At 71.6% G+C, this 13,625-nt stretch carries 11 protein-coding genes; 2 read left to right on the top strand and 9 right to left on the bottom strand.

Annotated features, from left to right (window positions below):
* The 4 genes from C1J00_RS11915 to C1J00_RS11900 all read right to left on the bottom strand — a co-directional run.
* On the bottom strand, window positions 1-1,276 hold a 1,276-nt coding region (locus tag C1J00_RS11915; protein ID WP_369333485.1), incomplete at its 3' end, for a TolB family protein.
* The gene (locus tag C1J00_RS11910) at window positions 1,273-3,057 is read right to left on the bottom strand and encodes an N-acetylglutaminylglutamine amidotransferase (RefSeq protein ID WP_102909014.1); all 1,785 of its coding nucleotides are present in this window, start codon (window positions 3,055-3,057) and stop codon (window positions 1,273-1,275) included. The genes C1J00_RS11915 and C1J00_RS11910, both read right to left, overlap by 4 nt.
* Window positions 3,058-3,322: 265 nt before the next feature.
* Entirely contained in the window at window positions 3,323-4,510 is a 1,188-nt protein-coding gene (locus C1J00_RS11905) for a carboxylate-amine ligase (protein ID WP_102909015.1), read from the bottom strand.
* Window positions 4,511-4,941: 431 nt separating this feature from the next.
* Complete coding sequence (locus C1J00_RS11900) at window positions 4,942-5,190, bottom strand: hypothetical protein (protein ID WP_102909013.1); 249 nt, start codon at window positions 5,188-5,190, stop codon at window positions 4,942-4,944.
* 495 nt (window positions 5,191-5,685) lie between these two features.
* Between C1J00_RS11900 and C1J00_RS11890 the strand changes: the two genes are divergently transcribed.
* Window positions 5,686-7,254 carry an alpha/beta fold hydrolase gene (locus C1J00_RS11890; protein WP_102909012.1) on the top strand — a complete coding sequence of 523 codons (1,569 nt, stop codon included), beginning with the start codon at window positions 5,686-5,688 and terminating at the stop codon, window positions 7,252-7,254.
* 224 nt (window positions 7,255-7,478) lie between these two features.
* On the opposite strand, the gene C1J00_RS11885 is transcribed toward C1J00_RS11890, so the two are convergent.
* Both C1J00_RS11885 and C1J00_RS11880 read right to left on the bottom strand, forming a co-directional pair.
* Complete coding sequence (locus C1J00_RS11885) at window positions 7,479-8,222, bottom strand: amino acid ABC transporter ATP-binding protein (protein WP_102909011.1); 744 nt, start codon at window positions 8,220-8,222, stop codon at window positions 7,479-7,481.
* Window positions 8,223-8,362: 140 nt separating this feature from the next.
* Window positions 8,363-8,770, bottom strand: a complete 408-nt coding sequence (locus C1J00_RS11880) for a DUF6278 family protein (protein ID WP_102909010.1) — start codon at window positions 8,768-8,770, stop codon at window positions 8,363-8,365.
* A 221-nt stretch (window positions 8,771-8,991) separates the two neighbouring features.
* Between C1J00_RS11880 and C1J00_RS11875 the strand changes: the two genes are divergently transcribed.
* Entirely contained in the window at window positions 8,992-10,758 is a 1,767-nt protein-coding gene (locus C1J00_RS11875) for an SGNH/GDSL hydrolase family protein (protein WP_102909009.1), read from the top strand.
* 33 nt (window positions 10,759-10,791) lie between these two features.
* Here the strand turns inward: C1J00_RS11875 and C1J00_RS11870 are convergent, their stop codons facing one another.
* The 3 genes from C1J00_RS11870 to pcaDC are packed head-to-tail and all read right to left on the bottom strand — an operon-like array spanning window position 10,792 to window position 13,602.
* The gene (locus C1J00_RS11870; protein ID WP_102909008.1) at window positions 10,792-11,571 is read right to left on the bottom strand and encodes an exodeoxyribonuclease III; all 780 of its coding nucleotides are present in this window, start codon (window positions 11,569-11,571) and stop codon (window positions 10,792-10,794) included.
* A gap of 53 nt (window positions 11,572-11,624) precedes the next feature.
* The gene (locus C1J00_RS11865; protein WP_102909007.1) at window positions 11,625-12,260 is read right to left on the bottom strand and encodes an MBL fold metallo-hydrolase; all 636 of its coding nucleotides are present in this window, start codon (window positions 12,258-12,260) and stop codon (window positions 11,625-11,627) included.
* 34 nt (window positions 12,261-12,294) lie between these two features.
* Window positions 12,295-13,602, bottom strand: a complete 1,308-nt coding sequence (gene pcaDC / locus C1J00_RS11860) for a bifunctional 3-oxoadipate enol-lactonase/4-carboxymuconolactone decarboxylase PcaDC (RefSeq protein WP_102909006.1) — start codon at window positions 13,600-13,602, stop codon at window positions 12,295-12,297.
* Window positions 13,603-13,625 lie beyond the last annotated feature (23 nt).

Here is a 13,625-nt window from a genome sequence, read left to right as displayed (position 1 = left end):
CGTGGGGCAGGGGAAGGGGGCGTGCCGGGCCGGTGTGGTCGGGGGCGTGCCCGGTCGGGAAGGTCTCGACGAGTTCCAGCTCGCCGGCGCCCTGCACGTTCCATGCCAGCGCGGCGGTACGGCCGTCGTGCGCGAAGGCCAGGAGTTCGAGGTCGCTTCCGTCGCGTTCCGCCGCGACGGACGTACCCGTCGGCCTTCCGTCGGTGTCCAGGAGGACGGCGAAGAGCGCCGCGTACTCCCGGTCGGCGTTGCTGCGCAACCACAGCGTCCGCCCGTCCGGGGAGAACCGTCCGATCCACGGGTCGCTGTCGGCGACCGGCAGGGCGAAGGTGGTCGCCGAGTCGGCGGTGCGGCGGACGACCGCCTCGCGCCGTCCGCGCGGCCCTCGGCGCAGCAGTGCGAAGCGGCCGTCATGGCTGAGGTCGCACGCGCGCAGGGAGGCGGCGTGTGTCTCCGTGGTGAGCAGCACCGGGGACGCGAGGCCGTCGGGATCGATCAGGTAGACCGACAGGCCGCCGTCGGGCCGGGCCGCGGGCGCCGTGGTGTCGGCCTGCGTCCCGTTCGGCGCTGTTCTCGACGTGGCGTCGTACGCGGCCGGGCCGAGGAGCGTCGCATGACCGTCCCGGTCCGCCCAGTCGGCCCCCGGGCGGGCCCCGGCGGGCATGCGGTCCGCCGGGCCGTGGTCCAGCAGGGTCTGCCCCGCGCGGCCCGGGTGGACGGCGGCGGCCGGAGCGGCGACGGTGACGGCGACGGCCGAGCTGTCGTGCGCCCAGCACCCCAGATAGGCGGAACTGGCCGGGTCGGCCCCGGCGAGGATGCGGCGGCCGGTGCCGTCGGGCCGTACGCACAGCACCCGCGTGTGTTCGCCTCCGCCCGGCGCGGTGGTGTACGCGATCCAGCGGCCGTCCGGTGACCAGGACACCTCTTTGACCGGGTCCGGTGAGGAGTCGAGCAGGCGCACCTCGCCGCTGCCGACGGGTCCGGCCCACAACTGGGGGACGCCGCCCCGGTCGCAGATGAAGGCCGCCTCGGTGCCGTCGGCGTTGGCGGAGGGATACCAGCAGCCGTGCGCGCGCAGCCGGGTCACGGCGTCTCCGGGGCCGCCCGCCTCGGGCAGCGCCACCGGAGTCGGCGCGGGCGCGGCGGCGTCGGAAGTGCCCGGCCGGTCCTCCGCCCGGTCGCTCTGGAGCGGCGCGGGGGCCGGGCCGAGTGTCCCGGGAGCAGGGGGCACCGGTGCCGGGCCGTCCACCGCCCGCGTGCCCCAGTCGTCGGTCACTTGATCTCGTGCGTCTGCAGCCATATCTCCAGCAAAGCTATCTGCCACAGGGCGTTGGCGCCCCGCCTGGTGCGGTGCTCGTCGGGCGCCTTGAGCAGCTCGGCGACATACGACTCCTTGAACAGTCCGCGCTGCTTGGCCTCCGGTGCCTCGAGTGCGTCGCGCACCCGTTGCAGGACGGGTCCGGCCATGTGCCGGATGGCCGGTACGGGGAAATAGCCCTTGGGGCGGTCGACCACCTCGCGAGGCAGGAGCTTGCGGCCCGCCTCCTTCAGCACGCCCTTGCCGCCGTCGGCCAGTTTGAGTTCCGGTGGGCAGGCCGCCGCCAGCTCCACCAGTTCGTGGTCGAGGAAGGGCACGCGGGCTTCCAGGCCCCAGGCCATGGTCATGTTGTCGACACGCTTGACGGGGTCGTCGACGAGCATCACGTGCGTGTCCAGGCGGAGTGCGGCGTCCAGCGCGGTCTGCGCCCCCGATAGGGCCATGTGGTCGCGGACGAAGTCGCCCGAGACGTCATCGGGGGGCAGCAGCTCCGGCCGCAGGATCCGGGCGAGATCGGCGTGCGAACGGTCGAAATACGTCTCGGCGTAGCGCTCCGGTTCGTCCTCGCGGGAGACCTCGGCCAGCCGCGGGTACCAGTGGTAGCCGGCGAAGACCTCATCGGCGCCCTGCCCGCTCTGCACGACTTTCACCTCCTTGGACACCTGCTCGGACAGCAGGTAGAAGGCGACCACGTCGTGGCTGACCATCGGTTCGCTCATCGCCGCGACCGCCCCGTCCAGCGCCGTGGAGACCCGCTCGGAGGGAACCATCATCCGCCGGTGGTCGGTGCCGAACTCCCGGGCCACCAGGTCGGAGTACCGGAACTCGTCGCCCTTCTCACCGCCCTCCGTCTCGAACCCCACGCTGAACGTCATCAGGTCGCGCTGGCCCTCGTCGGCCAGCAGAGCGACGATCAGACTGGAGTCGAGTCCGCCGGAGAGCAGCACCCCGACCGGCACGTCGGAGACCATGCGGCGGCGCACGGCTGTGCGCAGCGCGTCCAGCACCACGTCCCGCCATTCGTCCGGGCCCATCCCGGCGCATTCCGCCCGGCGTGTGTAGGACGGCTGCCAGTAACAGTGATCCTTGTGGGTGCCGTCCGGTTCGACGATCCGCACCGTGGCCGGGGGGAGCTTGCGCACGCCGTTGAGGACGGTGCGCGGCGCCGCGACCGTGGCATGCCAGCTCAGGTACTGGTGGAGCGCGACCGGATCGAGTGAGGTGTCGACGTCTCCGGCGGCGAGCAGGGCGGGCAGTGTGGAGGCGAACCGCAGCCGCTGTGGTGTCCGTGCCAGGTACAGCGGCTTGATGCCGAGGCGGTCCCGCGCGAGGATCACCCGGCCGGTCCGGTGCTCGACGATCGCGAAGGCGAACATGCCGCGGAAGTGCTCGACGCAGGAGGTTCCCCACCGCAGGTAGGCGTTGAGCACCACCTCGGTGTCCGAGGTCGACTCGAAGCGGTGCCCGAGGCGGCTCAACTCCTCTCGCAGTTCGGGATAGTTGTACACGCAGCCGTTGAAGACGCCAGTGACCTCCCCCCGGGCGTCCGTCATCGGCTGCCCTCCCCGGTCCGACAGATCGATGATCTTCAGTCTCCGGTGTCCCAGCGCCACCGCGCCCCGCGTCCAGGTGCCCTGCCCGTCGGGTCCACGGGCGGCGAGCCGGTCGGTCGTACGTCCGACGGCCGCCAGGTCGGGCCGCCGGCCGTCAAAGCGGATCTCCCCGCTCAGACCGCACATGGCGTCCCGCCTCCCTTCCGGAAACCGGCGGGCACCGGCGGTATCCGCCCTCCTGTCGGTATCGGGGCGGTGCTGCACAACATGATCAGAACCTTTCTGCACGGGGACAGGACACGCCTGCTGCCACGGGGCAGGACGCACGACGGGCGGCGCGATCCGAGAGGGCCGCGACGCCCGTGACGCCAAGGCGGCGAGCGCCTGCGAGCGGGGACGTCGCGCACGGGGACCGCGGGACCGGTGGCGCTCTCCTGACACGTACCGCTCATCAGGGGCCGATGGCCTCCGGCGCCCCAGAACCGGCGGAGGAGGAGTACGGGCCGCGCGCGGCGACGGCCGGGGCGAGCCCGCGGCCGAGCGGCATGGACCGGCGGTGCGCGCGTTCACCGCGGGTCTCGGCGATCAGCATGTCGACACAGCCCAGGAGATCCTCCTCCTGTGCCGTACGGCGGATGCGCCGGGCGGCGCTTCCGTCCACGAGGACCGCCTCGGCCAGCTCCCGGACGGTGTGCCAGTCCCCGTGGGCCTCGAGGGCGGGCCGCAGCCGGACGAGCAGCTTGCGCAGGACCTGGCGTGCGGGTGCCTCGCGGTGAGTCTCGGGGTCCACCAGGGTGCCTTCGAGCCCGGACCGGGCGGCACGCCATGTCGCGCCCCGCAGCCACCCGTGCTTTCCGGAACATTCGGGGCCGCCCCTACCCAGCCGTTCGCGGGCCTCGGTGACCAGGGCGCGGAAGAGTCCGGCGATGAGCACGACGGTCTCGGCACGCGGGCAGGCGTCACAGATGCGCAGTTCCAGCGTTTGCAGACGGGCGGAGGGGCGGACGTCGTAATAGATCATGCCCGGGTCGCTGATGACACCGGCCCGCATGAAGTCCTCCACCGCCGCGTCGTACTCGGCCGCGTCGGCGAAACAACCGGCCGGACCCGCGGTGGGCCAGCGCTGCCACACCATGGAACGCCAGCTCGCGTACCCCGTGTCGGCCCCCTGCCAGAAGGGCGAACTCGCAGAGACGGCCAGCAGCACGGGCAGCCAGGGCGAGACCTCGCACATGACGCGTACGGCGGTGTCGCGATCGGGCACGTCCACATGGACCTGGGCGCCGCAGATGAGCTGCTCGTCGGCGACCTTGCGGTACTCCTCGGCCATCTGGCGGTAGCGGGCGTCGGCGGTGGGGTTCGCCGCTGCCGCGGGCGCCAGTGGGGCCGTCCCCGCGGCCACCACGGCCAGCCCCTGGGAGGAGGCGGCCGCGTCCAGCTGCCGTCTCAGACGGGTGAGGTCGGCGTACAAATCATGCAAGGATGCGTGCACCGCGCTGTTGGTCTCCACGGTGCACTGGTGCAGTTCCGTCGTGAAGGTCCGCCGGGGAAGCCGTCGCAGGATCGCGTCGGCGCGCGCCACGAGCAGTCCGCTCTCCACCTCCAGGACGTGGAACTCCTCCTCCACCCCGATGCGCATGGTCACAGTCACTCCTAGGGATCCGAGCGCTGCCCTCAGGGGGGTACGAGACCCGGCCCTGGACGATGGGCGGCTGTGATGTGCTCTGAGTTCCCAGCTCACTCGCGGATAAGCTCAGAACTGCCCATGTGACACGCCGGTCCCACAGATGAGCACGACAGAGGGACAGAGGGCATCGGCAGCGGGCCGCCGGTGACCGGGCAGGGCGGCGGGGGGTGCCAGCGAAGAGTTCCTCATCAGCACTACCAGCATGGATAGCCCACGGCCCACGGAACGGTTCACGACGACGAACGACGGCGGTTCCTGCTGGCCGAGCCATCAGCACCGTCGGCAGTAACCGTCAGTCGCGTGAGCAACGTCCATATGTGCTGCCAGAGCCTGCTTCCCGAAGTCCGGAAAGGCTGGCGCCGGGTATCCCGCTGACGGCCCTCTCAGGCGCCGAGCCGTGTGACAGCGGTGTCCAGACCAGCGGCGGTCTCCTCGAGGTCACGCCGGGACGGTGCGCTGGTGCCGAGCCGGGTGACGAGATCGTGCCGGGAGATGATCTCCAGGGCCCCTCGGTATCGTTCGCTGTCCAGCGCCGACGCCGGAACGACCACGACGGTGCCAACGGTGACGATCAGTGTGGCGTCATCGGCGTCGGATCCGAGCAACGCCTCGATGTGCTCAGGGCGGATCATGAGGGTGTCTCCTTCCCGGTGGCGATCACCGCTGTCGCTCCCCGCGAGGGGGCGGGGGATGCCGCATTCGACGGTTGCCGGTGCTGTCCCGCTCATCATGTCCCTCGGGGTCTCGAAGCCGCCGACGGTCACCGAGTGCCCCAGCTGCACCGGTCAATCTCTGTTGGGAGCTGGTTGGGGAGCACCGCGTGCGCGGAGCCGGCGGCCAGCAAGGTGGCACCGCGTACGGCGACACTCCAGCGACGGCGCACCGGATCGAGCCGGCACACGGCGAAGCGGCCCGGACGTCGTCGAACTGGTGGAGGACGTGACGCGGGCGGCGCAGACCGCACTGCCCGCCGCGGCGACGGCTCCACGCCCTACACACCGCGCCTCCTGAAGTCCTCCACCGCTCAACAATCGTTACTGGCACGTAACTTACCGACGGGTTACCCCTGGTAATGAGTCGAGGTTACCGTTCGGTCACTTTGCACTGACACGAGTGAGGAGTGACCCGTGGGACCCCACCGCAAGGCCTTGCGCACCACCGCCGCAGGCGCCGTCTCGGCGACCCTGGTCGCCGGCACCGCCCTCGGGTTCGCCCCCACCGCCCAGGCGGCACCGAACCCCGTCCGCTTCGTCGACATCGCCGGCGACGGCGGCACCGTCCTCAAGGCCAACGTCGTGACCCCGGCCGGTGCCCGCGGCACCGACCGCTACCCGCTGCTCGTCATGCCCACGAGCTGGGGCCTGCCCCAGCTCGAGTACCTGGCCCAGGCACAGAAGCTCGCCGACTCCGGGTACGTCGTCGTCACCTACAACGTGCGCGGATTCTGGCAGTCGGGCGGCGAGATAGAAGTGGCGGGCCCACCCGATGTCGCCGACGCGTCGAAGGTCATCGACTGGGCCCTCGCCCACACCCCCGCGGACGCCAGGCACGTCGGCATGGCGGGGGTCTCCTACGGCGCGGGCATCAGTCTGCTCACCGCCGCGCACGACAAGCGGGTCAAGGCGGTCGCCTCACTCAGCGGCTGGGCCGACCTGATCGACTCGATCTACGCCGGGCGCACCCAGCACGTCCAGGCGTCCGCCCTGCTGGACGGCGCGAGCCTGGTGACGGGCCGCCAGAGCGCCGAACTCCGGCAGATCTTCGACGACTTCTACAGCTCCAACCTGGCGAAGGAACCGGAACTCGTCGCCTGGGGGAAGAAACGTTCCGCCGCGATGTACGTCGACCGGATCAACGAGAACGGCACGGCGATCATGCTCGCCAACGCCTGGGGCGACAGCATCTTCCCGCCCAACCAGTACGCCGACTTCTACGAGAAGCTGACCGGCCCGAAGCGGCTGGAGATGCGGCCCGGCGACCATGCCACGGCCGAGATGACCGGCCTGTTCGGGCTGCCCAACGACGTGTGGACGGACACCGAGCGCTGGTTCGACCACTACCTCAGGGGCGAGGACAACGGCATCGACCGCGAGCAGCCCGTCCAACTCAAGACCCGTTCCTCCGGCGGCTACGAGGGCTACCCCGACTGGAAGTCGGCCGGCGCGACCGACCGGAAGATCGCCCTCGGAGGCTCGAAGACGATCCGCGCGAACGTGAACTCGGGGGCGGACGGCGGTGTCGTCTTCCTGTCCAGCATCCTCGACCAGGTGGCCCAACTGCCCCCCATGGCCTCGATCCCACTGCTCCCCCGCCGCTGGGCCGCCGTCTGGCAGTCGGAGAAGTACGCCGCGACCCAACGGGTGCGCGGGACGATCAGGTTGCACACGACCCTCACCCCGACCAAGGAGAGCGGCACCCTCGTCGCCTACCTGTACGACGTGGGGCCGCTCGGCCTCGGCAAGCTGGTCACCCACGCGCCGTACACCTTCCACGGGCGCACCCCCGGAAAGCCGTTCGGCGTCGACCTGGAGCTGAACTCCACGGCCTATGACGTCCCGGCCGGGCATCGCCTCGCCCTGGTCGTCGACACGGTCGACCCGCTCTACATCGAGCACAACCCGTCCGGCGCGCAGCTGACCTTCTCCTCACCGGCGAACGACCCGTCGTACGTGTCGGTTCCGCTGCGCGAGCAGTGATCTCCGGCTGCCGCCGGACGAGCCTGGCCGATGTGAACCGCCGCCCCCGTGGCCTTCGGGCCGTGGGGGCCGCACCCGGTGGGGAGTGCCCCACGCACCGGGCGGGCGGTCTGCTCACCCCTGGCGGGATCGGCGGTCTTCCGCGAAGTCCCCCTCTCCGACAGGGATGAAGGGCACATCGTAGTCGAGGTCCGATCCGATGAGCCGTTCGGTGCCTGCCCCGTTCAGTGCTTGAGGATCTTGGAGAGGAAGTCCTTGGCGCGGTCGCTGGTGGGGTTGGTGAAGAACTCGTCGGGGGTGCGGTCCTCGACGATCCGGCCGTCGGCCATGAAGACGACGCGGTTGGCGGCCGAGCGGGCGAAGCCCATCTCGTGCGTGACGACGATCATGGTCATGCCGTCGCGAGCCAGTTGCTTCATGACCTCCAGCACCTCGTTGATCATCTCCGGGTCGAGGGCCGAGGTCGGCTCGTCGAAGAGCATCGCCTTGGGCTCCATGGCCAGGGCACGGGCGATGGCCACGCGCTGCTGCTGGCCGCCGGAGAGCTGCGCCGGGTACTTGTCCGCCTGGTCGGCGACGCCGACCCGGTCGAGCAGTTCACGGGAGCGCTTGTCGGCATCCTCCTTCTTGCGCCCGCGCACCTTGACCTGCCCCAGGGAGAGGTTCTGCAGGACGGTCTTGTGGGCGAAGAGGTTGAACGCCTGGAAGACCATGCCCACGTCCGCGCGCAGCCGGGCCAGGGGCTTGCCCTCCTCGGGCAGCGGCTGCCCGTCGAGGACGATCTCCCCGGACTCGATGGTCTCCAGCCTGTTGATCGCCCGGCAGAGGGTCGACTTCCCCGACCCCGACGGGCCGATGACCACGACCACCTCTCCCCGGCCGACGGTGAGGTTGATGTCCTGCAGGACATGCAGCTCCCCGAAGTGCTTGTTGACGTCACGCAGCTCGATCAGCGGCTCGACGGCCATGCTCAGCCCTACTCACTCTCAGCTGTGTGGTGGTTGCCGCAACGTATCCAGGCAAGATCGGACTTGTCGGGCGACACGCACTTTTCGATCATTAGCCGTATTTACGTCGGGCTTTGGGCCAAAGGTTGCGGTCATGGGGCTCACGACTCCGCGACTTCGGCGTACAGCTGCGACAGCTCGGGGACCCCGTTCACCGCCCACTCGTGCCCGGAGTCCACGACGTCGAACTCCCGGCCGGAGACCAGTCGCACGACCGGCTGGCCGTCGGACCGGATCTCCCAGGCGGCTCCCGGCACCGTACGCACGATGACGGTGCCGAGGTAGAGCCCGGCGTCGTTGCCCAGCCAGGGCAATGTCTCCTCGTCGTCCCGCCAGCGCGGCACGAGCTGGTCGAGCGCCTCCAGGGAGGCCGCCGAGTCGTCCAGCCGGACGCCCTCCCGGTACGCCTGGGAGCGGAGCAGTTCGCACTCGGCGAGGAGTTCCGCGATGCCTTCGGGGTCGGGGAACCCGACCTTCTGGCGCCGGTTGCCCAGGAAAGGGATGTTCATACTCCCAGCGTGTCATTCGTACCGCCGTTTGCACCACAGGGCGCGCGGGTCCGCCGCTGCCGGTCGGGTTCAGGCCGAGTTCACGCGGCGCGCGTTGACGGGTCACTCCCGCCTCCCTATTTTCACCGTGCGTCTTGTGTCCCGGCCGTCGTTGTCCCTTCTGTTTTCGTCTCTGTATTTCGTGTGTCGCGTCGTGTGTCGATGAGCGGGAGGAGTCGGCCGTGCGCCGATGTGTCCGGGGGATCCTGGTCGTCCTGGCCCTGTGCGGGTCGCTGGTGCCGGCGGTGTCGGCGCAGGCCGCCGAGCGGGGGCGCGCGGCACCGGTGCCGCTGGAGCAGCTGTTCGACAACGTGGCCGTCAGTGATGACAGCCGGCCGCAGGAGGCCGACTTCGACGGCTCCGGCGCCTCCCTGTCGGCGCGCGACCTCACGGCCGCCGGCTGGACGCCCGGCCGCGCGCTCACCGTGCAGGGCGCCCGGCTGACCTGGCCGAAGCGCCGGCCCGGCGAGCCGGACAACGTCCGGGCCGCCGGGCAGGACGTGCGGGTCACGGGCCGCGGGGACGCCCTCGCCTTCCTGGTGGCGGGCACCGCCGGCACGGAGGTGGGCGGCCGGGGCACGGTCACGTACGCGAACGGCACCCGCTCCGGCTACCGGCTGACCGCGCCCGACTGGCTCACCGGGCCGCTCGCGACCAAGGCCGTGGCACTGCCGCACCTCAACACGCCCGGCGGCCAACTCGCCCGGCAGGTCCGCCTGTACGTCAGGACGGTGCCGCTGGCGCCGGGGCGCGCGGTGACCTCGGTCCGGCTGCCGAGCGCGGCGGGGCTGCACGTCTTCGCGGTGTCGGTGCGGACCGCCACGCAGGGCTGGACGGGCAGCTGGACGACAGCCACGGGAGGCTACGCCGCCGTTGGCCCCTGGACGGACCGGACCCTGCGGCTGGTCGTGCACACGTCGTCCGGTGGGCCACGGGTGCGGGTGCGGTTCGACAACACCTTCGCGGCCGCTCCCGTGCGGATCGGGAGCGCGACGGTCGCGGTGCAGGCGTCGGGCGCGGCATCGCGGGGCATGCCGGTGGCGCTGTCGTTCGGCGGTGCGGCGGGCGTGGCGATCCCGGCCGGGGGCCAGGCGTACAGCGATCCGCTCGGCTTCTCCGTGCCGGCGGACGCCAACCTGCTGGTGAGCTTCCACCTGCCCGGGACGGTGGCGGCGGCGCCGGTGCACGGGCTCGCCCAGCAGCGCTCGTACGTCAGTGAGCCCGGCGACCACGCGGCGGACGCCGCCGCCGGGGCGTACACCTCGGTGATCAGCCGCTGGCCGCTGCTCGCCGGGGTCGACGTGGGCGGCGGTCCCGGCTCCGTGGTGCTGCTCGGGGACTCGATCACCGACGGCGACAAGTCCACGGTGGACGCGAACCGGCGCTGGCCGAACGTCCTGGCCGGCCGGCTCCTGGAGCAGAGCACCGTCCCGCGCTACGGCGTGCTGAACCTCGGGGTCTCGGGCAACCGCGTGGTCACCGACCGGTACCCCGGCGACGGGGTGTCCACGGACACGGCCGGGGTGAGCGCCCTGCACCGCTTCGACCGGGATGTCCTCGCCCAGCCGTCGGCGCGTACGGCCGTCGTCTTCGAGGGCGTCAACGACCTGCGGTGGGGCACGTCGGCGGAGCGGGTGATCGCCGGGCTGCGCGAGCTGGCGGCGCGGGGACAGGCCCGGGGGCTGAGGATGCTCGCCGCGACGATCCTGCCCTGCGAGGGCGAGGCCCGGTGCACCGCCGACGTCGACGCCGAGCGGGTCGTGGTGAACGAGTGGATGCGCGGCGGCGAGGCCTTCGACGGCGTGCTCGACTTCGACGCGGTGGTCCGTGATCCGCGGCAGCCTTCCCGGATGCTCCCCGCGTACGACAGCGGGGACCGTCTGCACCCGGGGGACGCGGGCCTGGCGGCCCTGGCGGACTCGGTCGACCTGCGGCTGCTGCGGCCCTAGGGTCGTTTGGATCAGGCCGCAGGACGGCAGGTCCTAGACGTCCAGGTCCACGACCACGGGCGCGTGGTCCGAGGCGCCCTTGCCCTTGCGCTCCTCGCGGTCCACGTACGCGTCGCCGACCGCCTTGGCGAAGGGCGCGTTGGCGTACACCAGGTCGATCCGCATGCCGCGGTTCTTCGGGAAGCAGAGCTGGCGGTAGTCCCAGTACGTGAACGGGTGGTCGTACTTGAGGGGCCGCGGGACCACGTCGGACAGGCCCGCCTCACGCAGGGAGGCCAGAGCCGCGCGCTCGGCGGGGGTGACGTGGGTGGAGCCCTCGAAGAAGGCGGGGTCGAAGACGTCGTCGTCCGTCGGCGCCACGTTGTAGTCGCCCATCACCGCGAAGGGGCGGCTGCCCGCCGCGTCACCGGCGACAGCGGCCTTGAGGGCCTCGAACCACTGGAGCTTGTAGGCGTAGTGCGGGTGGTCCACCTCGCGGCCGTTGGGCACGTAGACCGACCAGACGCGGAGCGGGCCGCACGTCGCCGATATGGCGCGGGGCTCCACCGAGCCGTCGAACCCCGGGTCGCCGGGCAGGCCCTTGACGACGTCCTCGATGCCGACACGGGAGAGCACCGCCACGCCGTTCCACCGGCCGGTCGCGTGGACCGCCGACTCGTAGCCCAGCTCACGTAGCTGCTCCGCGGGGAACTGCTCCTCGGCGACCTTGGCCTCCTGGAGGCACAACACGTCCGTGCCGCTGCTCTCCAGCCAGGCCAGGAGCCTCGGCAGGCGGGCGGTGATCGAGTTCACGTTCCAGGTCGCGATGCGCATGTCCCACAACCTACCCGGCGGGTCTGACAACGCGGCCCGGTACCCTCGCGGCCTCAGACCTCGGCGGACTCCCCCGGCGTCAGCCGCAGGTGCTGCGCTCCGCCGAGCTGCCCGATCTGCCGGTCGTAGATCGGACGGGCCAGGTCCGTGAGCAGGGCGTCGTGGATGTCGTAGGCGCGCTGCGGCTGCAGCTCTCGCACATAGTCGATGACCTCGGAGATCTTGCTCCAGGGGGCCATGACGGGGAGCATCAGCGTCTCGACCGGCTGGTCGGGGACGGTGAGGGCGTCGCCGGGGTGGAAGACCCTGCCGCCGTCGACGAGGTAGCCGACGTTGGTGACGCGCGGGATGTCCGGGTGGATCACCGCGTGGAGTTCGCCGTGGACCTGGACGTCGAAGCCGGCGGCCGTGAAGGTGTCGCCGTGGCCGACGGTGTGGACACGGCCGGGGAAGGCGGAGGAGATCTTCTCCGCCACCGCCCGCAGGGTCCAGATCTCGGCGGCCGGGTTGCTCTCCATCGCGGCGCGCAGCCGGGACTCGTCGAAGTGGTCGGGGTGCTCGTGGGTGACGAGGATCGCGTCCGCGCCGAGCGCGGCGTCCTCCTCGGTGAAGGCGCCGGGGTCGAGGACGAGGGTCCGGCCGTCCTTCTCCAGACGGACGCAGGCGTGCGACTTCTTCGTGAGCTTCATGGATCCATCCTGCCTCCGCGCCCCTCCCGCGGACTCACTCCTGGGGCGTGGTCTCCTCCCGGATGACCCGCTGGGCCACCTTGAATGCGCTGTTCGCGGCCGGGACGCCGCAGTACACGGCCGCCTGGAGCAGCACTTCCTTGATCTCCCCCGGGGTGAGGCCGTTGCGCAGGGCGGCTCTGGTGTGGAAGGCCAGCTCGTCCAGGTGGCCGCCGGCGACCAGGGCGGTGAGCGTGACGCAGCTGCGGGTGCGCCGGTCCAGGCCGGGGCGGTCCCAGATCTCGCCCCAGGCGTAGCGGGTGATGAACTCCTGGAAGTCCCCGGAGAACGCGTCGGCCTGGGCCAGCGCCCGGTCCACGTGCGCATCGCCCAGCACTTCGCGGCGGACCTTGATCCCGGCGTCGTACGGGTCGGGCCGGCCCTGGGCCTGCGGCGGTACGGCGAGCGGGGCGATCTCGGCGACGGGCCCCGTCTGCAGGGACTGCGGCGGGGCGGGAGACAGGACCGGCTTGAGGGCGGCCGCGGGCAGGGCGGTCGGGCCGGTGGAGGTCTCGAAGACGGGCTGCCAGGCGGTGGAGAAGTGCCGCACCAGCAGGTCGGTGACCGCCCCGGGCTGCTCCACCGGGACCAGGTGGGAGGCGCCGGGGACGACGGCGAGGCGGGCGTCCGGGATGCCGGCGACCAGCGTGCGGGCCTCGGCGGGGCCGGTGACCTGGTCGTCCGATCCGACCAGGACCAGGGTCGGTACGCCGACCCGCCCGAGCTCGGGGCGCACGTCGAAGGAGGCGAGCGCCTCGCAGGAGGCGATGTAGCAGCCGGGGTCGGTGGTGCGCACCATCTGCACGGCCCACTCGGTGATCGCGGGCTGCGCGGCGGCGAACCCGCCGGTGAACCAGCGCTCGGGTGCGCTGCGGGCGATCGGGTCCAGGCCGTTCGTCCGGACGATCACACCTCGCTGCCGGAACTCGTCGGGCGTGCCGAAGCGGGGCGAGGCGGCGATCAGCGTGAGCGAGGCGAGCCGTTCCGGGTGGCGCAGGGCCAGCTCGATGCCGACGGCACCGCCGAGCGCGCAGCCCGCGTAGCCGAAGCGCTGCACGCCGAGCCCTTCGAGGGTGGCCAGCAGCCGCGTGGCGAGGTCACTCACCGATCCCGCCGGGTACGCGGGGGCGCCGCCGTGGCCGGGCAGGTCGAACCGGAAGACGCGCCAGTGCTTGATCAGCTCGGGGACCTGGCGGTCCCACATGTGCCATGTGGTACCCAGTGAGGGACCGAGGATCAGGACGGGAGCCTCTTCTGGCCCGTCAAAGCGGTATTGCAGGGTGTTCGACGGTGTCTCACTCACGCCTCAGACCCTCTCACGTATCA

The sequence above is a fragment of the Streptomyces cahuitamycinicus genome, assembly GCF_002891435.1.
GTDB classification, from domain to species: Bacteria; Actinomycetota; Actinomycetes; order Streptomycetales; family Streptomycetaceae; genus Streptomyces; species Streptomyces cahuitamycinicus.
Note: the sequence above shows the minus strand (reverse complement) of the source record. Positions and strands in the feature narration are given on the sequence as shown.